Here is a 22,904-nt window from a genome sequence, read left to right as displayed (position 1 = left end):
CAGTGGCGGAAACAGGGAGGAGTTGTTGGGGCCGTGGCCAGCAGGATGCAAGGCCCGCCCCAAGGGCCGAAGCAGACGCTGGGAGCCACAACCCGTACTCGCTGCGACGACCGCAAAATGTCCGCAGTGTTTTTGCAGGCTGTTTGGTGGTAGGCTGAAAGCAACAGCACAGGAAGGAGGGCCGGGCATGGCTGAGCGCAGATACTGCAAAAACACCGTGCCGGGCAGGCAGGGCCGGGGCAAAAAGTACCCGGCAAAGGTGCGGGCCGAGGTGGTGATGGCCATGATCGGCACAAACTCCATCTGTGCGGTGGCGAGAAAATACGGCGTGCCGGAGAGCACCATCCGCAGCTGGGTGGCAGAGGAAGCAAAGAAGCCGGACGGAGAATTTGCAAAAGCACGGGCCGAAGCGGCGCGGGAGATCGCAGCCAGAGCGGCGCTGGGCGCAAAAGCACAGGTGAGCTACCTGCAGCAGCGCGCAGCAGAGAACCAGCGCGCCGCCGAGATACGGACAAAGCTGCAGCAGCGTCTGGATGAGGATGCACGGGCCAGAAACTATGAGCTGGGCGTGCTGCTGAAGAGCGAGGAAGAAAACCTGCAGGACGCTGCCGAGACAGGCCTTGTGATACGCAGCGCACCGGGGACCTACGACCGGCAGCTGACGGACGAAGAGCGCACCGAGCTGGAAAAGCAGCTGGAGCGATACGAGAGCCTTGCCATGAGCGACAAAGACGCGGCCAAGGTGACAGCGGTATTGCTGACAGCAGCAGAAAAGGCTGCGGCACTGGTGCCGAAGGACGAAGGCAGCGGCCAGAGCGCGGCCCCGGCGGTGCTGATGGAGCGGCAGGACGAGGGTGGGCAGCAGGAGGTGGTGCTGGATGGCAGCGGAACTGTATAAAAACCGACTGGTCATCTGGCGGCCGCAGCCCAAGCAGGCAGCCTTTATGCGCCGCAGCGAGGACGAAGCGCTGTACGGTGGGGCAGCAGGCGGAGGAAAGAGCGATGCGCTGGTGATCGAAGCGCTGCGGCAGGTGGACATTCCGCACTACCGCGGGCTGATCGTGCGGAAAACCTACCCGCAGCTTTCGGAGCTGATCGACAAGACGATGCAGTACTACAAGCCGGTATTCCCGAAAGCGCGGTACAACGCCTCCAGCCACGTATGGACCTTTCCGAGCGGGGCGAAGATCTATTTTGGCAGCATGTTCCGCACGCAGGACAAATACAACTATCAGGGCAAAGCCTTTGATTTTATCGGCGTGGACGAGCTGACCCACTTTACCTGGGAGGAATACAGCTACCTGATGAGCCGCAACCGACCTACCGGGCCGGGCACGGCAGTGTACATGCGGGCCACGGCAAACCCCGGCGGCATTGGCCACGGATGGGTGAAGGCACGGTTCATTACACCGGCACCACCGGGCACGAGGATGGTGCAGCTGGTGGATGTGAAAAAACCGGACGGCAGTGTAGAAAAGCTGCGGCGGACAAGGGTGTTTATCCCGTCCACGGTGTTTGACAACAAAAAGCTGCTGGAAAACGACCCGGGATATCTGGGCACACTGGCAAGCTTACCGGAAGCGGAAAAGCAGGCGCTGCTCTACGGCGACTGGGACAGTTTTAACGGGCAGGTATTTACCGAATGGCGCAACGACCCGGCCCACTACGAGGATCAGCGGTGGACGCATGTGATCAAGCCGTTCCGCATTCCGGCACACTGGCGCATCTGGCGCGGGTACGATTTTGGCTATGCAAAGCCTTTCTCCGTTGGCTGGTACGCAGCGGACGAGGAAGGACGGCTTTACCGCATCAAGGAGCTGTACGGCTGCACCGGCGTGCCCAACGAAGGCTTGAAGATAGACCCGGTAGAGCAGGCGCGGCGCATCAAGGAAGCGGAGGAAAACGACCCAATGCTGCGCGGGCGGCAAATTACCGGCGTGGCAGACCCGGCTATCTTCAACGAGAGTCAGGGCGAGAGCATTGCGGCCATGCAGGAAAAGCACCCGAATTACATCTTCTGGACACCGGGCGACCACACGCGACTTGCAGGCAAGATGCAGCTGCACTACCGGCTGGCATTTGACGGCGAGGGCAGGCCGATGTTTCAGGTATTTGATACCTGCAGGCATTTTATCCGCACCATTCCGAACCTTGTGTACGACGAGAGCCGGGTGGAAGACATTGACACCACCCAGGAAGACCACATTTACGACGAGTGCCGGTATGTGCTGATGGAAAACCCCATCAGCCCCAGAAAGACCGAACCGGTGCAGCCGATGAAAGATGACCCGCTGGACATGGACAGACGCAAGAGCCGGACGCGGGTGATGAGGGTGTGAAACGATTTGAATGCCCACCGCGTGCGCTCTGGGCATATGCAGCGGAATTTGATTTTTATTTTTCGCATTTGTCGCGGCCTGTGGGCCGCTCCGAATGCATTTTCACGAGAAGAGACCCTAGCGATAAACGGCATCAGAAAAAAGGAGCGGGAACGTGGACGGAGGAAAATTTGAACAGTTTATCAACCACTTCGATGAAGCACCATTGGTGGGGGAAAACGGCTTGACGACAGAGCCGGAACTGCCCGCACAGCAGGTGATCGGGGAAGAGGACATCCGCAAGGCAAACGACATTTTGCAGAAATACAAGGCCGGAAAAGCAGCCCTTGACAAGCGCATTGTGGATAACGAATTGTGGTTTCGCATGGGGCACTGGAAAAATTACGAAAACAAGGAAATGCAGGGCAAGCCCAAGCCTTCCAGCGGATGGCTGTTCAACAGCATTGCCAACAAGCACGCCGATGCCATGGACAACTACCCGGAACCGAACGTGCTGCCGCGGGCAGAGGACGACGAGAAAACAGCAAAAGCGCTTTCCAAGATCCTGCCCACGGTACTGGAGCAGTGCGACTACGAGACCGTGTACAGCGACACATGGTGGCGCAAGCTGAAGACCGGCACCGGCGTGAAGGGCGTGTTCTGGGACCCGGAGGCGCGCGGCGGGCTTGGCGAGATCTGCATCCGGAGCGTGAACCTGCTGATGCTGTACTGGGAGCCGGGCGTGGAAGATATTCAGGACACGCCGCACCTGTTCAGCTTGAGCCTTATGGACAATGACCAGCTGGAAGGGCGATACCCGCAGATGGCCGGGCACACGGGCAGCAGCATGGATGTGGCAAAGTACATCCACGACGACAGCATTGACACCGGCGACAAAAGCGTTGTGGTGGACTGGTATTACAAAAAGGCCCTTGAGGGCGGGCAGACGGTGCTGCATTACTGCAAATACTGCAACGGTGTGGTGCTGTATGCCAGCGAGAACGACCCGCAGTATGCCCAGCGGGGCTTTTACGACCACGGGAAATACCCCTTTGTGTTTGACCCGCTGTTCCGGGAAGAGGACAGCCCGGCGGGCTTTGGATACATTGATGTGATGAAGGACACCCAGACCGCCATTGACGAGATGAACCACGCCATGGACGAAAACGTGAAACTGGCTGCAAAGGCCCGTTATGTGCTGAGCGACACAGCGGGTGTGAACGAAGAAGAGCTGGCCGACTTTGGCAAGGACATCGTGCACGTGGTGGGCAGGCTGACGGACGACAGTTTCCGGCCTTTGCAGACCAATGTACTGAGCGGCAACTGCATCAGCTACCGGGATGCACGGGTGAGCGAGCTGAAGGAAATCAGCGGCAACCGGGATGTGAGCCAGGGCGGAACCACCAGCGGCCTGACAGCGGCAAGCGCCATTGCGGCTTTGCAGGAGGCGGGCAGCAAACTTAGCCGCGATATGCTGAAAAGCGCGTACCGGACGTTTGCAAAAGAATGCTACCTTGTGATCGAGCTGATGCGGCAGTTCTACGACGAAGAGCGGGTATACCGCATTACCGGCGAGAGCGGCGGCGTGGAGTATGTGCCGTTCAGCAATGCGATGCTGCAGGCCGTGCCCGGCGGCAATGTGGGCGGTGTGCAGCTGGGCGACCATGAGCCGGTGTTCGACATTACGGTAAGCGCGGCAAAGAAAAGCACTTTCAGCCGCCTTTCTCAGAACGAGACGGCAAAGGAGTGCTACCAGCTGGGATTCTTTGCACCGGCCAACGCCGATGCTGCCCTTGCTGCGCTGGAAATGATGGACTTTGAAGGCATTGAGAAGGTGCGGGAGAGGGTGAGCCAGAACGGCACGCTGTACCAGCAGCTGCAGCAGATGGCACAGCAGATGCAGAAGATGGCCGCCATCATTGACCAGCAGAACGGCACCAACGTGAGCGCAGCAGCCAGCGCGGCCGGACAGGCTGCCGGTGCTGCCGGAACAGGGGGCGGCGGGACCGCGGACGCGAAGAGCACCACCAACAGTCTGGGAGATGTGGTGGGCGAAAGCGGGAGCAACAGCATGGCGACCCAGGCCGCAAAGCGGGCCATGGACGTGAACAACCCGAACAAGTGAAGGAGGAACGGCATGGAGCTGAAAGACACCATCGATGGCATGATCAGTAACGACTACCGGGAACGCTTTAAAGCGGAGTACCGGCAGACGAAGGAACGGTACGAAAGACTGAAAGGGTTTTGCAACCGGATCGAGGCGGCGGAAAGGACCGGAAGGGAAGAGCCGAGGCATGATTGCCCGCTTGAACTGCTGCGGGAGCAGCAGAAACGCATGGGAATGTATCTGGAAACGATGGAGATCCGGGCGGCGATCGAGCAGATCGATCTGAACAAGTGACCGGGGAAGGAGAATAAAATGATCACCATTATTTACGACGAAAAAGGGAAGGACATGAGCCTGCAGGCATCGGGACACGCGGGCTATGCGCCGAAAGGACAGGACATTGTGTGCGCGGCGGTGAGCACACTGATGCAGAGCCTGGCTTACAGCGTGGATAGCGGCACTGTGACCTGCGACCCGGGCGGGGACAACATCCTGCGTGTACAGGCGAACCGGAGCCTTGACACTCTGGCGAAGTTTGAGCTGGTGATAGATGGGCTGTACCTGCTGGCCCAGCAGTACCCTGAGAATGTGCAGCTCATGAACCTGCATGCAAACGATGCAGACAACATGGATCTGCAGTTATTTGGTGACGGTGCAGCAGCTGGCAGTTCCGGTGACGGTGCGCAAGCTTCAGAGGGCGAAAGCAGCCCGGTGGCACCGCCTGCCCTGCGGCCCGCACAGGAGCGGCTTGCGAAGCGCAGCAGGCCGGGCAAAGCAGCAAAAGTGACGACAGAAAAAAACCTTCAGCCGCCTGCGGGCGGCAGCTCCCTCAATGAGGGAGCCAAAGTCGATGCCGAACGGCTGGCGCAGGAGGAAGCTGAACCGGACAAGGGCAACGAGCAGGAGCAGGGCAGCGAAACCGAAGAAAACGTGCAGCTGACACCGGAACAGCGCCGGAATGCCTTTGCGAAGGCGATGCAGCAGTACCCGGAAGAGTTTGAAGAGGCCATGCAGCATGCTGCGCGGATGGCGGTGCAGAGCATCCGGGAAAACCCGCAGCTGAACGAGCTGGGCAAGGTGCTGGCCGAAGCCTACGGCATTGACATGAGCAACATGGACGGGCTGATCGATGCCGTGAAAAACGGCCGGGTGAAGAACGATGAATATTATGAAACGCTGGCGGCGCAGCGGGGCATCAGCGTGAAAACCGCGCGGGAGATGGACCGCATGGAGGGCCAGCTGCAGCGCGCCAATGCTGAAAAGCAGCAGGCCGAACAGCTGCGGCTGGCCGCGGAGCACCAGCAGCGTGCAGCGGCAGTGCGTGCCCGGTGGGAAGCAGAAGCGGCAAAGCTGAAAAACAGCTACCCGGACTTTGAGCTGGACGAAGTGCTGAACAACCCTGCCGTGGCGGATATGATCCGGCGGGGCGTGGGGCTGGAAGCGGCATACCGTGCAGCCTACTTTGACCGCCTGATGGAAAACCAGACGGCCCGCACGGCAAAACAGGTGGAGCAGGGCGTGGCGACGCGCATCCAGCAGCGCAGCCAGCGCCCGGCTGAGAACGGGACACACCCCGGCGGCGCGGCCGAGATGAAGGTGGATGTGGCCCACATGACACGGCAGCAGCGGAAAGAGCTGGCACGCAGGGCACAGCGCGGAGAACGCATTGTGCTGTGAGAGATTTCCCGCGCGAAGAATGCGAGAAAGATAAACCCTTTTGAAGGAGGATAAACAAATGAGCAAGAAGAGACTGGATCTGCAGATGTTTGCGGATGCAAGCGCACAGCTGCAGAACACCACGGGCGCAGCCGGTATGACGGCTGAGATGAAGACCTACTACGAAAAGACCCTGCTGGATCTGGCAGAGCCTGCACTGGTGCATGACCAGTTCGGCGACAGTTACCCGATTCCGGCGAACAACGGCAAGACCATTGAGTTCCGCAAGTATGATGCGCTGCCCAAGGCCACCACGCCGCTGACCGAGGGCGTGACCCCGGCAGGTCAGGCGCTGAACGTGACCACCGTGACCGCCGAGGTGCACCAGTACGGCGGCTGGGTGCCCCTGACCGACATGCTGGATCTGACGGCCATTGACAACAACATCGTGCAGGCCACCAATGTGCTGGCAAGCCAGGGCGGCCGTACCATGGACACCATTGTGCGCGATATCCTGAACGGCGGCACCAACGTGATCTATGCACCGAAGATCGGAACGGGCGGCGCGGAGACCGCCGTGACCAGCCGTGCGGATCTGGATGCCACTGCACAGCTGACGGTGGATCTGATCGACCAGGCAGTGGCGCTGCTGCAGACCCAGAACGCAGACACCATTGGCGACAGCTTTGTGGCCATTGTGCACCCGCACACCAGCTACGATATCCGCAAGGACCCGAACTGGATCGAGGCGCACAAGTATGCGGCACCGGAGGAGATCTTCAACGGCGAGATCGGCAAGATCAACAACGTGCGGTTCGTGGTTTCCAGCGAGGCAAAGGTGTGGAAGGGCGATGGCTGCCCGGCGGGGCTGGCTGTGTACAGCACGCTGGTACTGGGTGCCCACGCCTACGCGACCACCGAACTGGAAGGCGGCGGTATGCAGCACATTGTGAAGCAGCTGGGCTACGGCGATGACCCGCTGAACCAGCGTGCTTCTGTGGGCTGGAAGGCCACCAAGACGGCGGAACGGCTGAGCGAGCAGTACATGGTGCGCATTGAGAGCTGCTCGGCACGCTACAGCGCAAAGGCGCTGGCAAACTAAGGAGGAACCAACATGGCAGTAAAGAAGCAGGAAACCGAAGCCGCTGTGCAGGCAGCACCGGAAAAGGACACGGAGGTGATCCGGCTGTTCAAGGACAACCAGCGCTACAAAACGCCGGTGTTCGTGGGCGTGAACGGTGAGACCTACCTGATCCAGCGCGGTGTGGACGTGGAGGTACCGAAGGCGGTTGCTGAGGTGCTGCGCCACAGCGAAGAGATGGACGGCGAGGCAATGGCAAAGATCGTGGCGGCGGAAAGCGCTGCTGTGCAGCAGGCGCAGCGCGTGTAAGGCCGAAGAGCACAGCTCTTGCAAAGAAAAGAGCATTTTGCAAAATGAAAACAGACACCCGGTACAGCGGCACATGGCTGTGCCGGGTGTTTTTGCAGCAGAGGCGACTGCTGGCTGCGGCAGGAAGAACGCAGGGAGCCGTGACCTGCGCAGCAGGAGCTGACCGGAAAGGAGACTTGATAAGATGACAGCCGGACAGGCGATAGAACAGGCCGATGAACTGCGGCCGAACAACCAGTTTACGGACAGCCTGAAACAGAGCTGGCTGCACCAGTGCGATGCCCGGATGCGCACGAGCATTGTGCAGCGCAGCCGGACGGCGGACTTTGATGCTGTGGGTGCGGATGTGAACTGGAACGAAGGATTGGAATACGAAACGGTGCTGCTGGCACCGGAAGCCTTTTGCCCTTTGTATGTGCACTGGCTGTGTGCGCAGATGGATCTGGCGCTGGGCGAGACAGCACGGGCCATGAATGAGCTGCAGGTGTACAGCGACTACCTGCAGGAATTTGCCGTATGGATGCGGAAGCGGTACGCACCGGCCGCTGGTGCGCAGTGGAGGTACTGAGGGATGATGGATGGAACGAACCTGAACGTGCTGCAGACGAGCCGCCAGATGCTGCGGGCCTTTGGCGGGCTGAACGAAGGATACGGCTGCAGCGAGGCAGAGTTCAGCGGGGAAATGAATTTTTCCAGCCGGGGATACCCGGCGCTGCAGACGCGGAAAATGCGCAGGAATGTGCGGACGGTACAGGGTGTGAACGGAATGTACCACCTGAATGGGCTGCTGATCTGCCGCGGAAAGACGCTGGAATACACCCCGGACGAAGAAGTACGTACCGGTGCGGTGGTGCTGGAGAACGTGCTGACCGATGACCGCAAGGCCATGGCGGGCATGGGCACGAAAGTGCTGATCTGGCCTGACAAGGTGGCTTTTGACACGGGCACCGGCGAACTGACGCGCCTTGGCGCACAGTGGGAGATGGGCGGGAAAAGCGTGACCGTGACCCCCTGCGATGCCGAAGGCCGGACATACACCCCGGCGGGCGCAGGCAAGACCGAACCGAAAGAGCCGGAGGACGGACAGCTGTTTTTGAAAAGTGACAGCAACGAAGCCTATGACAGCAATGCGGTGCTGCTACGCTACAGTGCAAAAAACAAAAAGTGGGTGGAAGTGCTGCTGAGCGCGGTGAAGATCCGGTGTCCGGGGATCGGCGGAGTGATCCGGGAGGGGGACACTGTGACCATAAGCGGGATGCCGGACACAGTGTGCAATGCAGTGGCAAAAGGACTGAACGGTGAGGTGATGATCCAGACCATGGACGGCGACGAGATGGTGGCAGTGCTGACACGGGCCGAGGACAGCAACCGGTATTACGGAAGCTGGACTATGACGGAGACCAGTGTGACATGGAAGAGCGCTGACGGCACCGTGACCGAGAACGACGCAGCGGCCGCACCGGTGAAGGTGGAGCGGCGGGTGCCGGAACTGGACTTTGTGACGGAACAGGGAAACCGGGTGTGGGGATGCAGCCGGAAGGAAAACACCATTTACGCCTGTGCTCTGGGCGACCCGACCAACTGGTACAGCTATCAGGGCATTGCAGCGGACAGCTATGCCGTGAGCGTAGGCAGTGACGGCGCATTTACCGGCGCTGCAAGCTGTCTGGGATACCTGCTATTCTTCAAGGAAAACTGCATCCACAAACTGTACGGCACAAAGCCCAGCGATTACCAGATGAGCAGCGTGCGCTGCCGGGGCGTGGCGGCAAACGCAGCGAACAGCCTGTGCGTGATCGCAGAGACGCTGTATTATCTTTCGCCGGACGGGGTGATGGCATGGGACGGAAGCCTGCCGACAAAGGTATCCGCTGCGCTGGACACCAGCGGGCTGACTGCGGTGGACTGGGCCATGGCGGGAAGCATGGACATGCGGTATTACCTGTACCTGCACCAGAAAGCAGGCGGCCCGCAGGCCGGACGGCTTTTGGTATACGACACGGAAAAAGGCCTGTGGCACGAGGAAAGCGCTGCAGGCACCGAGATGGTATCCACCGGGCAGCAGCTGTACCTGTGGGACGGCAGCGTACTGTGGGCCGCAGATCCTGACCGGGAAAGCGGCACGGAGGAAGCAGGGCAGGAAACGGCGCTGCAGTTTGAAGCGGTGAGCGGAGACATTGGCCTGAGCGTACCGGACGACAAGTACATCAGCCGGGTGACGGTGCGGCTGGATGCGCTGGCCCACACGGTGGTAACGGTGGCTGCAAGCTATGACGGCGGAGCCTTTGAAACTTTGGGCACCTGCGCAGCAGGGAAGGACCACCAGCGCATCAACCTGCCCTTTGTGCCCCGGCGGGCAGATACGCTGCAGCTGAAGATCTATGGCACCGGGCAGATGGTGCTGCGCAGTGTGGCCTTTACGCTGGCGGCGGCGACCGGTGGGCGCGTGAGCGCGGCACAGCCGAGGAAATGAGAGAAGGAGCGTAGAAATGGCAAGTTTGGCGGGACTGGAAGGCATTGCGCTGCCTTCCTTCAGCAGTGAGATGCCGGCAGAAGATGCCCGTGCGCTGCGGAATTACCTGTACCAGCTGACGGAACAGCTGAACTATGTGCTGACGAACATTGACCGGGAGAACTGCTCGGAAGAATTTTTAGAACGGATGAACGGGGAAGGAGCATAAAAAATGGGACTGTTTGGAAACAATGACCGCCTGAACACGGCACGGTACAACCTGGAACAGTATGAGAAAACGAAGCCTGCAGACTACCAGAGCAAGTATCAGGGCCAGATCAAGGATGTGATGGACAAGCTGGAAAACATGGGCGATTTTGATTACGACCCGGATGCAGATGCAGCCTACCAGCAGTACAAGAACCAGTACACCCGGCAGGCAAAGCTGGCAAACCAGAATGCGCAGGCGAATGCCGCCGCCATGACCGGCGGCTACGGCTCCAGCTACGGTACGCAGGCGGGACAGAACGCCTATGCCAGCACGATGAACAGCTTGGACAATGTGCTGGACAGCCTATACAGCCAGAGCAAGGCCCAGTACAACACGGAGAAGAGCGGCCTGCAGCAGCAGCTGAGCGGGCTGCAGAGCGCGGAAAAGCAGGACTACAGCCAGTACCAGAACGACCTTGCCAACTGGACCGAAGGCCTACAGTACAAAAAGAACGAGTACGACAACGCTTACAGCGCAAAGCAGAACGGGTGGCAGAATTTTATGAACGGGGCGCTGCAGGTGGCAGGCATTGCAGCGAAGATCCTGCCGCTGTTCTTTATTTAAGGAAAGGAGAAAAGAATGGGAACCATCAAGAGATTGAACGACGCGCAGCAGCGCCTGCAGGACGCGGAAAACGCCATGCCGGGGGCCTACGATGACCAGTATGCGCAGGGCATTGCCGACACGCTGGACAAGATGGGCACGGCCAGCGGCGCGGGATTTGACTTTACCACGGCAGACAGCGGCTACAAGGACGCACTGACACGGATGGTGGGCAATGCGAATGCCGGTGCAGATGCGGCAGCAGCGACCGCAGATGCGCTTTCCGGCGGGTATGGCGCGGACTATGCAAAAAGCGCGGCAGATCAGGCAGCAGCGGCGCAGACGGCAAACACCGGCAGCACCCTTGCTGCAGCACGGGCGGACGCACTGGCCCAGTGGCAGCAGGAGCTTGCCGGTGCGGGCGACCAGCTGGACACCCTGCTGGGACAGCGCGCACTGGAACGCGGCGAGTATGACAGCAGCGTGAGCAATGCAGCAAACTGGCGCAATTACCTTTATGACCGCACCCAGCAGGCACGGCAGGAGAACAGCGACTTCTGGAACAATGTGTGGAACGCCGTGAAGGGCATTGGCAGCACGGTGATGGAAGGATACGATGCGTACAAGGGGTACAGCCAGCAGAAGTGGGAAAACGAGTTCAAGGAAAAACAGTACAATGACAGTCTGGCACGCACTCAGCTGAGCGATCAGGTGGCGGCGCTGCAGCAGGCCACCGCATACAAACAGGCAGGCTTTGATGATGCAGCGAAAGCAGTGCTGACGAAATATGGTTTGGACGAGACGATGCTGGATACATGGCAGGGCATGAGCAGTGTACAGCAGGATCAGATGGCGGCACTGCTGCAGGGTGCAAGTCTGGCAGGAAGTGGCAATGACACTGCAGCCAAAAACTACCTGCAGATGGCGGGCGTAGATACCGGCAGCATTGACTATTCGCCCACACTGAACCAGCGGCAGCTGAATTACACAGCAAACCAGCTGGCACTGAATAACCGTTATAGGACGACCGGCAGCGGGAGCAGCAGAACGAGCAGAACGAAGAGCGGAAACACAAGCTCTGGCAGCGGCAAGACGGGAACGACCGGCTTTACCAACAGCCAGCTGCAGACGATGGCAACAAAATTCTCCGGGATGAAGAAGACAGACCCACTGTATGACTTCTACCAGCAGACCCTGACGGACGCGGGGTGGCTGAAAAACAGCACGGCGGGAAGCAACGGCACCAGTGGGCAGGCAAACACCCGCAGCAGTCCGCTGCGCAGCGGACTTGCAACGGCGCGCGGCATGCAGGCGAGGGGTTACAGTCTGGACGATATTGCGGGCAGACTTTCTGCAGACGGCATTACGGACAACACGCTGTCGTCCATTATGAAAATTCTGGAAGCGGAACGATAAAGGAGACCGGCAGTTATGAGCAAATGGACACCGGAAAGACTGAAAAAAGACAGAGAAAGTTGGGAAGCGAAAAACAACAGCCGCACCACAAACCGGACGGCAAGCACCGGTACAGCTGCGGGAACAGCAAACACTACGGACAAGTGGACACCGGAACGCATTGCAAAAGCGCGGGAAAGCTGGGAAGCGAAAAGCAGCGGACAGAATGCTGCCAGCCCGGCTGCGGCTGCAAGGCAGAACACCGGCACGGGCCTTGGTGCACGGGTGCTGGCGCAGATGACGGGCGCGGACAGCGGCCACAAGCTGCAGCTGGCAGTGCCGCAGGAAACAGGCAGAACACAGGCATATCCGGGCAAAAGCGGCATTGTGACCGACAGCGGTACAGGTACACGCAGCAGCACTGCGCAGCCGGAATGGCTGAACGCGAAGAGCACTGCAGCTCCGGCGGCAAAGGTGACGGGAACGGTGCAGCCCACTGAGCGCCAGCGCATTGCAGGCATTGCCAGCGGAGATGAAGGCTGATATGCACAGACTGCGCAGAAGGTGAAGCAGTACACGGAAGATCTGAAAGCGACAGACGACTTCAGCGATTTTGACCGGCTGAACCAGTGGATGGACGCTGACCCGAAGCACCGGGAACTTGTGACGCTGATGCGCATTGGCACCGGCGGACAGAGCTATGCCGAGAAAAACAACGCCATGCAGCCCCAGAGCGTGAGCGGTGCTGCAGCCAGCGCAGCAGTGCCGGAAAAGAGTGCGGGCAGACGGGACTACACCGATGCGGAACTGCTGGCAAAGGGATACAGCCGCAAGGAGATCAGCGAAGCGCGGCAGTACATTGCCGACTTTGATGCGCTGCCTGCAGGACAGCGTGCAGCGCGGCGCGCGGCCAATACCATTGGCGGTATTGGAGACACGGTGGCATCCTCGGTTTTTCTGGCGGGTGAGACCGGCGTACAGAGCGCAAAGAATGCAGCAGCGACCAGCAGCAACTGGAAGCAGCTGCAGCAGGATGTACAGAGCGACGACCGGCAGCAGGAGCTGCTGCGCCTGATGACCGGCGGAAAGACACGGTATGCAGCACGGGACAACACGCTGCAGCTGGCACAGAGCAGCGGTGCAATGGCCAGTGCCCCGGCGGCACAAACAACGCAGAGCGATGCCTACACGGATGCAGAGCTGATCGAGAAAGGTTACACGCAGCAGGAGATCGACAACATGCGGGCGCGCATTGCCGGAACGGAAGTGCATGACAGCGTAGACCCGGAGAAGAGCTTTGGTTACCAGCTGTACAAGCGAGGACAGGATCTGACCGCAGCTGCACAGGCGGGCCTTAGCCCCATTGCAAAGCAGGCGCTGGGCATCGTGAGCAGTGCTGGCGAGAACCTTGCGGTGGCGGCTATTGACCCGGCATGGGTGCTGCCGGTGCTGAGTGCGCAGGGCGGTGCGGAAGCTATGGGCCAGAGCGTTGAAAAGGGCGAAAGTGCAGGCAAGACGCTGGCCGGGGGCCTTGCAAAATTTGGCGCGGGTTGGGCCATTAACAGTGTGGGCGCAGCAGACCTTGCAAAGACCATGGGCAGTGACTACGCAAAGAATACGCTGGCGGGCAAACTGGCTGACATGGTGCGCAGCGTGGCGGCGGACGGCACGCTGGCACAGCGGTACCCGGCGGTGGCAAATGCCATCTCCGGCGGCGTGGACAATGCCATGCAGGCCTTTGTGGAGACCTATGCAGACAAGGCTATTGATGCGACGCTGGGCGACAGCGAAGCGGCGGCAGACCTGTTTAAAAGCGACACCTTTTTAACGGCGCTGGAAAGCGGCCTGACGGGCGGCGCATCCGGTGCCTTGGGCGGTGCTGTGGGCACAGGGCTTGCAAAGGCGAACGGCGGCGATGCCAGCATTGTGGGTAATGTGAAGCGGGCATACTACGAAGGACAGATGGAACGGGCACGGCAGGCATTGCAGGACGAAGTGCGGGCACAGGAGCCGGGAACGGCGATGCAGCAGACACCGGAAGAAGCTGCGGCAGGCACCCGACAACCTGCGGCTGCTACACAGGAAACGGTGCAGCCGGAAGTGACGGGGACGACAAGCGGATTTGCGACCATGCAGGATACTGCGCCGATGGTACAGAGCGAAAACCCGGCTGTGCAGCAGCTTGCCGCAGCTGTGCAGGATGGGCAGCTTACGAGCAAGACCATCAACCTATTTACACCGAATGCGGCCAATGAAGCGAACCGCGCTGCCTTTGCGGAAGAATACGGTGTTGAGCTGCCGGAAACGGAAGCAAAGACCCGGCAGGTATTGCGGGAAATGACAACACAGCAGCGGGCAGCACAGGCTCCGGCCACAGCTACCGAAAATGCGACAGTTGAAGCACAAAATACGGCCGCAATTGTAGAAAAAATGGAAGCTGACAGATCTGCGCGGCAGGCACAGACGGAAAGTGAGCTGGGCCGGAGCGGAGCTGCCGTGGAGAACACCGGGGAAAGGGTGGAAAGCAGCCCGGCGGAACAGTCTGGCGGGATGCGGGAAACTTACGGCCTTGAACAGCAGAGCCTGACCACAAAGCAGCGGGAGGTGCAGCATGAGCTGACCCGATGGCAGGTATCGGATGGGGCAAGTGCGACCATCAGCAGGAACATGCCGACAGAAATTGGAGATGCCGGGCGGTATGCAGCTGCAGCCAGTAGCCTGTACCGGCTGGGACAGATGGAAGATGTGCACACCTTTGACAAGGCTATGGAGCTGGCGCAAGGCATGAGCGGCCTTGCTGTGAACACCGATTACGTGCTGGCACAGGACGGTGGACGGGAAGCGCTGCAGCTGGCATGGCTGCAGGGACACGGAGAACTGGAAGCCGGAAAGATGCAGCGCGCAAGCCTTGGCGGAAGGCTGACGGCGGAAAGCACCAGCGGCAGCGGCCGGGTGCTGTATAAGGGAACGATGCGCACGGCAAACGAGGTGGGCACGCAGCTGATCGAACTGAATACGAAGGCCACGAACACCGATGCGGTGCTGAAAACGGTACTGCAGGGCAGCGACCGGGTGAGGGCTTATGTGGACACCGAGACGGCGCGCATTTTCTTCAGCGACCGGGCAGAGGATGTGTTTGGCACAATCTTGCACGAGGACTACCACTGGTACAACTCACTTGATGCAGAGGGTGCGCAGGCACTGCAGCAGCATGCACTGGAATTTCTGGCAAAGAGCGAGGGCTTTGAAGGCATTGACGAGATGATCCGGGGGAAGCTTTCCGACTATGCACAGCAGGGGCTGAGCTACGAGGAAGCCGCAGAAGAACTTGTGGCGGACGCATGGCGCGGCATCTTCAGCGATGAAGCGAGCTTTAAGCGCTGGGTGGAGTTCCAGCGCGGGCAGGCTGAAAAGAACGCAGGCAAGGCAGGCAGCATCCACAAGGTGATGACCAAGGTGAAGGAGCTTTTGAGCGACATCGTGAGCCGCGCAAAGGAAGTGCTGGCAAGAGACCCGGAGAACAAGGCCGCTCTGAAAGCACAGCGCCTTGCGGTGGCAGAAAAGCGGGTGCTGCAGGACGAATACTTTGCCCATGCGGAGAGGGCTATGGACAGCCTGCGCGCCGCAAAAGAAAACGCCGCAGCCCTTGAGAACAAGGGCGCGGCGGAAGGGACAAGGTTTGAAATCAAGAAAGATGCCGAGGGAGAAACTTACATTCAGATCGACGAGGATATTCTGAAAGGAATCCCGCAGGAAAACTGGAAATCGGTAGTCAAGCAGGCAATCAGAGAACGTTTCCCGGATGGCTTTGTAAGAAACGGCTGGACAATTCTGAACAGCAAAGATGGACGCAATGAGTTTGTCTGGTCGAAGTATTCAAAGGCATTACAGTGGGAAAATGCCACAGCGTATGCGGACAAGATGCGCATGGCTGCCAATCTTGATGAAATCATTGCAACTGCGGATGAGGTGTACCGCGAGCCCGCAAATCACAAAAATGCGGAAGCCTTCAACCGCGGAAGAATTAAAATCCGCGTGGGCGAAAACGCGTATGAGGCAGATGTGCTGACAGCCATCAAACCGGATACACGGGAGATTTTTTATGATATTGTTAACATCAAAGAAACAAAAATAAAGCCCTCCGGTGGTACCCACGTAGAATCCGAAGATTCAAGGAGTAGATTGCCGGAGAGCTTTACGGAGACCTTCGGCAAAGCCCACATGGAATCCGAAGATTCGGGGAGCAGCGGGTCGAAGATCTCTAACCAGAGTATAGCACAGGAAGCCGCTGAAAACAAGGGAAATGACGGGACGCTGAAGAAAAATGTACGATATCAGTTGAGCGAGGCAGACGAGCTGACGAAGCTGCGCGACGAACAGCAGCGGCTGGACGAGCAGCGGCGGGAGCTGAAGGAAGAACGCAGTGCCTGGCTGGGAAGCGACGCCGTGAAAGAGATCGAGGCGAAGAAGAAGGCACTGGGGATTTTTTCTGCAGAAGCAAAAGCCTACCGGGACAGCGAAGAATACCAGAATTATCTTGCAAAGCGCAAAGACTACAATGCCCGTATGGCGCAGCTGGAAGACCAGAGCGCTGTGCTGAACGGCCGGATCAAAGAGGCCGGTGCCCGGATGCAGCAGCAGAACGCAAAAAAAGGCAAAGCAGAACAGGCGGTATATGATGCCAAGGCCGAAGCCCACGGCGGAAAGGCAGAATACCGCCGCGTACTGGCAAAAGAACGGTTTGGCACGACAGAGGACTTCAGACGAGCCGGGTACATTCTGCCGGACGGCCAGATGCTGGACTTTGCCCAGAATGACCGAACCCGAGATACCGATCACCGGGAGATCATGAGCGTGTTCGGTTCGGCAGAGGTGAAAAATGGAACGGAAGCGCTGAACGAATTTCTGCTGGACGGCAATGTGCGCGTGATGGCTGAAGCACCGGGAGTGGATCTCTCGGCAGACACAGCACCCACCACGCAGCAGCTGGAACAGATCTGGCGAATGGTGCAGGAGCTGGGCGGCGAGAAACGGCAGTTCACACTGGACATCTCCACAGCAGATGGTCGGGTGGCAGCCGGCAAGGAATACAGCGGACGTGTGGATGCTGACCGCATAGTGCGGGAGATCCGGGAATATTACCAGACCGGTGAACTGGCACAAGAAAGCGACCTTGCAAAGTTCCGCTATCAGCTGGCAGAGCAGGCCGACCGGGATGCAAAACGGAACGACCAGCAGATGGCAAGCCGCACCATTGCGGACAAGGCTGCAGCACTGGACACCTTGAGCCAGTTCTTTGGGCTGACACGGGGTGTGAAGGTGAGCCGGACGGCCATTGAAGGACTGGCCAGCCGCTGGGCAAAGGCGAACGGCAGTAAGGCGGACCGGGCCAAGCTTGCGAGGGAGACCGAGGTACTGGTGGACTACCTGAAAGCCGACGGTGCGGACATGGAAAAAGCCAATGCGCTGGCCGAAACGCTGGCGGGAGAAATTCTGGACGGGGCAGTTTACCGCAACAGTGAGCTGTGGGACGAATACCCGGAACTGCACAAGCTGGAATATACCGTGAACAGAAGCGGACAGGCAAAGGCAGAACTGGTGAAAGCATACGGCAGCTGGAGCGAAGCAGTGGCCGAAGCGCGCAGGCACGGCGTGACCTTGCGGCAGGCCGAAAGCGTGCGGGACGGCAACCCGGCACAGCAGTACGAAAGCGTGATCAACGACAACCGCGCTGTGGACGGCACCAGCGACGGTGCAAAGGCATTGTGGAAAGCTGCAGCGCAGCAGGCGGGTGTGGATGGTGCAATGAGCATGGAAAGCACCGAGTGGCTGAATGTGCTGATGAACCTGCACGATGCCATCAAGCCTGCGACTATGAGCCGGTTTGCAGACGATGCAGAGTATGAGGATGCAAAGATCGAACTGGCGGGCAGGATCATCGGTGACATTATGGCGACACCGGAGATGACTGACGCGCAGGCTATCTTTGAGGGCATCCAGCGACACAATATGGATGTGGCAAGAGCCGCAGCAGGCAGCAAAGAACGTGCTGCAGAGGTGGCAAAGGAACTGCGCGGCGTACAGAAAGCACAGCAGCGGGAGTTTGGCCGCAGAATGCAGGAAAACCGGCGCACTGCAAACCAGAACGCCGAAGTACAGCAGATGACCGAACTGCAACGGCAGAACGCAAGAGCGGAAAAGCTGCTGGACCAGAACCTTGAAACCTTTGGTGTGGATGTTTCCAATGTGGGCAACCTGAACGAAAAGCTGACAGTGCTGCGGGAAAGCTATGAGCGGGAAATGAAGCAGGAAGTGAAACGCCTGAAGGCCGAGCGGCAGGAAATGCTGGATGAAGCAAAACTGTGGTATCGGGAACGCATGGGAGAACTGCGGGAGGAAAATGCAGATCTGAGTATGCGGCTACGGGAAGAGCAGCGGCGCGCGGACAAGGCAGAATACAGCCTGATCGTGCAGGAAAATGAGATCATGGAATGGGAGGCGGATAACGAACGTAAGCGGGCCGCATGGGAGCAGAAACAGGCGCAGCGGAATGCCCTTGCCATTGAAACAGCCCGACAGCAGCGGGACGAAGATATTGCCGTTGCGAAGGCAGTAGCGGAAAAGCGAGTGCAGCGGGCGCGGGATGCACGGAAGATGGATGAACTGAAACGCAGCATCCGTCAGAACGCGGCACAGCTGAACCAGATGCTGCTGCGGCCCAGCAAGGACAAGTATGTACAGCCGGGGCTGATCGATGCGGCAGCACAGGTGGCAAAGCTGGCGGACATGACCATTCTGAACGAACGGGCCGTGAACCAGCTGACGAGGCTGCAGGACCGGATCCGGCAGAGTGCGGGCAGCGAGAACAGCCCCAACGCCATGACCGAAGAATGGAAGCAGACCGGCGTGGATACCCTGATCCAGACGCTGCGGGACGACCTGCAGACGACAAAGGACACAAAGCTGACCAAACTGCACGAGCAGCTGGCCGAGGCAGAAGTTTTACCGGACAGCGAGAAAGCATGGGCACTGCAGGAACGGCTGCGCAAACGCATCAAGGAGACGGAGAACCGCACCTATCTGCCCATGACGGTGGATCAGATGCGGATGCTGAAGGCTATTACCAGCTCGACGCTGCATGTGATCCGCAATGCAAACAAGACGGTGAGTCTTGCAAAGGCTGAAGAAGTGAGCGCAATCGCAGAAGGCGCAGCCAGCGAGGTGAATGCCAGCAAGGGCAACCACCCCGGCGGAAAGCTGGACGGCGTGCACAATCTGCTGACAAAGTATCAGTTGGATATGCTGGGCGCGGAGCGGGTGTTCCGTATGCTGGGCGGCTACGCGAAGAACGGCCAGATGGAAAAGATGGCCCAAATGCTGAACGACGGCCAGTACCGGCAGACGAAGATCACCGTGGAAGGCGAAAAGCTGTTTGCCAACGTGACCGGAAAAGAACACGTGAAGGAAATGCAGAACTTTGCAGGCCCGGGCGCAGACCTTGTGGACGTGGGCCTGACCGATGTGAAGGGAAAGAAAGCCGAACTGACCCATGCACAGCTGTGCAGTTTGTACATGCACCTGCACAACACCGACAGCCTGAACCACCTGATGAACGGCGGACTTGTGATTCCGGATGCAAAGCTGTACAACAAAGGTGACATTGAGCAGGCTTACCAGAAGGGACAGACCGTACATCTGGGAATGCTGACGGATGCGGACGGGACCCCGACAGCGGATAGCATCCTGCAGACGGTGGAAGCGGCCATGACTGACTATGACCGGGCATGGTGCGCGGACATGAAAGAGTTCTTCGACAACTACACCACGAAGCTCATCAACGAGACGAGCCTGCAGCTGGTGGGCTACCAGCGGGCAACCGTGAAAAACTACTATCCCATTGCGGTGGATAAATCGGTGCTGGCGACCCAGATCGACGGCCTGAATCTGGACGCGACCATTGAGGGACGCGGTTTCCTGAAGAACCGCGTGAAGAGCGGACAGCCCGTTTTGCTGGAAGAATGCGCAAATGTGGTGCAGCGCAGCCTGCGGGACACGGCGGCGTATGCGGGCCTGGCCGCGCCCATCCGGGACGTGCAGAAGATCCTGAACAGCGGCGTGGAGACGCGGGAAAGGCTTGCAAACCTGAAGAACGGCATCATCAAGGAACAGTGGGGCAAGGATGCGGTGAGCTACATCGATGACCTGCTGACCGACCTGCAGACTACCCAGCGCAAGCGGCCCAGCACCTTTAACAAAGTACTGGGAAACCTGCGCGGAAACTATGCAGGCGCAGTGCTGACGCTGAACCCGGGCGTTGCCATTGCGCAGGCGGCAAGCCTGCCCACAGCAGCGGCCGTACTGGGCGGCGACACCATGGCGGCAGTGGTACCCTTTGTGAAGAACCTTTCGCCCAAGGCGCGGACAGCGCTGGAAACGGAGATCAAAGAGCACGGAGACGTGCTGCTGGACTGGCGCAAGCGCGGCAGCCAGAACGGCGAGCTTGCCAGCATTGGCAAGCAGGAAACATTGGCGGAAAAGGGCATGGACAAGCTGCCGAACTGGCTGACCGGCTGGATCAACGGGATGGACGAAGTGACGGTAGCAGCCCTGTGGGAAGGCAGCAAGCGATACGTGCAGAACCACACGGCCGAGTTTGAAGGCGCGGAGGTGACAGGCAGCCCGGCCTATTGGGAAGCGGTGAACCGCACCTATCAGAAGGTGATCGAGCAGACACAGCCCAACTACACCGTGATGCAGCGGGCGGGCATTCAGCGCAACCCTAACGAACTGCTGAAGCAGCTGACCATGTTCACCACCCAACGTTTCCAGAACTACGGCATTCTGGCGGATGCCATTGGCGATTACAGGGCACAGGCGGAACGCTACCGGCAGAACCAGAGCGATGAAAACAAAGCGGAATTGCAGCGGGCAAAAACACAGCGAAACCGGGCTGTTGTGAGCCAGGCGGCACAGACGGCGGTGTTTGCGATCATGAAGATTGGCGCAGATTTCCTTTTGCACCGGTGGGACCGGGAGCAGGACGAAAACGGCGATGTGACCGTGAAGAGCATGTGGAAACGGTTTGCAAGCCTGTACACAGAAAGTTTTGCGGGAAACTTTTTGTACGGAAGTGAGTTATACAGTCTGATCGACAATGCTGTGAACGGTAAGGATTACGACGTGCTGAGTGCAGCAAGCATCAGCGTGGTGAATGATCTGGCCGGAGATGTGCAGAAGTTTTTTGCGGAGTTCCGGAAAGACACCAGTGAAATGGACGAAGAACAGCTGCAAAAGCACCACAATAAGCTGATGCAGCGCAGCATGACGCTGCTGGAGGACAGCTTTGAAGTGGCGGGTGTACCCTACGGCAATGGACGGAAGATTGTAGAAGCGGTAAAGGGCTACTATGGTGACCTTGAAAATCTTGCGCACGGAGGACAGTTCAGCTTTAATTCTGTGCCGCAAAGCGCCACCGGCCAGTATGACCGGCTGTACAACGCCTATGCCGGCGGCGACAGCGACGAAGCAAAGGCCGCAGTGGAGAAGCTGAACGCTATGGTGGAAGCGGGAACCATTGCGGAAAACAAAATGTACAGCCAGCTGAAGAGCCGCCTTGTAAAGTACGACGTGCGGGTGCGGCAGGCTGCTGAAGAGCAGAATGCAGGAAACGACCAGAAGCGGTACGAGCTGGAAAACGAGATGATCGAACAGCTGAGCGAAGTGCTGGGCCTGCCGAAGGGAAAGCGCGGGGATGTGGTGGACTGCGTGACCGGCGCGGTGAACCAGCTGGCCGAAACGCAGCTGAAGGGCGACAACGCCAGCGCGACAGATGACCTTGTGGAAGCTGTGGACAGTTGGGACGCAGGTGCTGTGCAGGAAGAATATGACAGGCTGGCGAAGGCGGGCAAGAGCGCGACGACACTTAAAAGCAAGATCACCGAGACGGCAAAGCCGGAATACCTTGCGGGCAGTGATGCAGACCGGCAGCAGATGGAAGAAATGCTGTTGGCGCTCAAGGACGCGGACGGCAAAGAGCTGTACACGGAGAAAAACTTTGCCCAGTGGGTGAAGGAGGCAGAAAAGAAAGCAGAGGAAGGACCGGAACCGGACCCGTATGCGGCAGTGAGGTAAGAAAAGAAAAATCCCCCGGCGCGATGAATTTCACGCCGTGGGATTTGTATATGTGGTTCTTTTGAAATGGAAAAGTTTGAAAAAAGTCCGCAGTGTTATTACGGACGTTTGTGTGATAGGCTGAGAAGGACGGAAGGAGGCAGCGGGATGCGGGTGAAAATTATTCGGAAAAACTTTGGCGGTGTGGAGTTTGGCCCGGAGATGCGGGTGCTGCATCTGGGCGGGCAGAGCAGCGCCAATGTGGAAAGGCTGAAGTTTGAGCTGCCGCAGGAGTGGGCCGGATGTGCCGTGACGCTGCACATCCAGCGGCAGGACGGCACACTGCCGACACCGATCCTGCTGGACGAGGAGCACAGCGCAGCAGTGGGCAAGGAATTTACCGCCAGCCCCTGCGGCAGCTGGATGCTGCTGGCTCTGGGTGAGGACGGATACCGGGCGTTGACCCGACCGGCCCGGTATGACTGCTATGAAACACTGAACACAGACGGCGATGCAGAGATCAGCCCGACGCAGTACGAGCTTTTTGTGGCGCGGGTGCTGGGATATGCGACCGGGGCACAGGAAAGCGCAAAGGAAGCGCGGAACGCGGCCGCAGCAGCAAAGCAGGACGCAGACACTGCAGCGACAGCCGGAGCGAACGC

General features: G+C 59.1%; 14 protein-coding genes. All 14 read left to right on the top strand.

Annotation, left to right across the window (positions count from 1 at the left end; all coding sequences use genetic code 11):
- Nucleotides 1-187: 187 nt before the first annotated feature.
- The 14 genes from GKG36_RS07190 (at nucleotide 188) to GKG36_RS07125 (ending at nucleotide 22,263) form a co-directional block, all read left to right on the top strand.
- Nucleotides 188-898 carry a helix-turn-helix domain-containing protein gene (locus tag GKG36_RS07190; protein ID WP_005941672.1) on the top strand — a complete coding sequence of 237 codons (711 nt, stop codon included), beginning with the start codon at nucleotides 188-190 and terminating at the stop codon, nucleotides 896-898.
- Entirely contained in the window at nucleotides 879-2,339 is a 1,461-nt protein-coding gene (locus GKG36_RS07185; RefSeq protein WP_005941675.1) for a terminase family protein, read from the top strand. The genes GKG36_RS07190 and GKG36_RS07185 overlap by 20 nt, the downstream gene beginning before the upstream one ends.
- A 154-nt stretch (nucleotides 2,340-2,493) precedes the next feature.
- Nucleotides 2,494-4,443, top strand: coding sequence for a hypothetical protein (locus tag GKG36_RS07180; RefSeq protein WP_005941678.1), 1,950 nt, complete (start codon nucleotides 2,494-2,496; stop codon nucleotides 4,441-4,443).
- 12 nt (nucleotides 4,444-4,455) lie between these two features.
- On the top strand, nucleotides 4,456-4,719 hold the full coding sequence (locus GKG36_RS07175) for a hypothetical protein (RefSeq protein WP_005941680.1): 264 nt from the start codon (nucleotides 4,456-4,458) through the stop codon (nucleotides 4,717-4,719).
- Between the two features lie 18 nt (nucleotides 4,720-4,737).
- Nucleotides 4,738-6,102 (top strand): ribosomal-processing cysteine protease Prp, encoded by a 1,365-nt coding sequence (locus GKG36_RS07170; RefSeq protein ID WP_154259928.1) that lies wholly within the window; start codon nucleotides 4,738-4,740, stop codon nucleotides 6,100-6,102.
- A 58-nt stretch (nucleotides 6,103-6,160) separates the two neighbouring features.
- Nucleotides 6,161-7,183, top strand: coding sequence for a N4-gp56 family major capsid protein (locus tag GKG36_RS07165; protein WP_044953652.1), 1,023 nt, complete (start codon nucleotides 6,161-6,163; stop codon nucleotides 7,181-7,183).
- A 12-nt stretch (nucleotides 7,184-7,195) separates the two neighbouring features.
- Complete coding sequence (locus GKG36_RS07160) at nucleotides 7,196-7,471, top strand: hypothetical protein (RefSeq protein WP_005941686.1); 276 nt, start codon at nucleotides 7,196-7,198, stop codon at nucleotides 7,469-7,471.
- A 184-nt stretch (nucleotides 7,472-7,655) separates the two neighbouring features.
- Nucleotides 7,656-8,039, top strand: coding sequence for a hypothetical protein (locus GKG36_RS07155; protein ID WP_005941688.1), 384 nt, complete (start codon nucleotides 7,656-7,658; stop codon nucleotides 8,037-8,039).
- 3 nt (nucleotides 8,040-8,042) lie between these two features.
- Nucleotides 8,043-9,944 carry a hypothetical protein gene (locus GKG36_RS07150; protein WP_005941690.1) on the top strand — a complete coding sequence of 634 codons (1,902 nt, stop codon included), beginning with the start codon at nucleotides 8,043-8,045 and terminating at the stop codon, nucleotides 9,942-9,944.
- Nucleotides 9,945-9,960: 16 nt separating this feature from the next.
- A complete protein-coding gene (locus GKG36_RS07145) occupies nucleotides 9,961-10,152 on the top strand; it encodes a hypothetical protein (protein ID WP_005941692.1) in 192 nt (63 codons plus the stop codon).
- Between the two features lie 3 nt (nucleotides 10,153-10,155).
- Nucleotides 10,156-10,758 carry a hypothetical protein gene (locus GKG36_RS07140; RefSeq protein ID WP_005941694.1) on the top strand — a complete coding sequence of 201 codons (603 nt, stop codon included), beginning with the start codon at nucleotides 10,156-10,158 and terminating at the stop codon, nucleotides 10,756-10,758.
- A 15-nt stretch (nucleotides 10,759-10,773) separates the two neighbouring features.
- The gene (locus tag GKG36_RS07135) at nucleotides 10,774-12,153 is read left to right on the top strand and encodes a hypothetical protein (protein ID WP_154259926.1); all 1,380 of its coding nucleotides are present in this window, start codon (nucleotides 10,774-10,776) and stop codon (nucleotides 12,151-12,153) included.
- Nucleotides 12,154-12,168: 15 nt separating this feature from the next.
- Complete coding sequence (locus GKG36_RS07130; RefSeq protein ID WP_154259925.1) at nucleotides 12,169-12,675, top strand: hypothetical protein; 507 nt, start codon at nucleotides 12,169-12,171, stop codon at nucleotides 12,673-12,675.
- A 21-nt stretch (nucleotides 12,676-12,696) separates the two neighbouring features.
- A complete protein-coding gene (locus tag GKG36_RS07125; protein ID WP_154259923.1) occupies nucleotides 12,697-22,263 on the top strand; it encodes a hypothetical protein in 9,567 nt (3,188 codons plus the stop codon).
- Nucleotides 22,264-22,904 lie beyond the last annotated feature (641 nt).

Origin of the sequence: Faecalibacterium sp. BIOML-A1 (genome assembly GCF_009679715.1) — a bacterium.
GTDB lineage: Bacteria > Bacillota > Clostridia > Oscillospirales > Ruminococcaceae > Faecalibacterium > Faecalibacterium taiwanense.
Note: the sequence above shows the minus strand (reverse complement) of the source record. Positions and strands in the feature narration are given on the sequence as shown.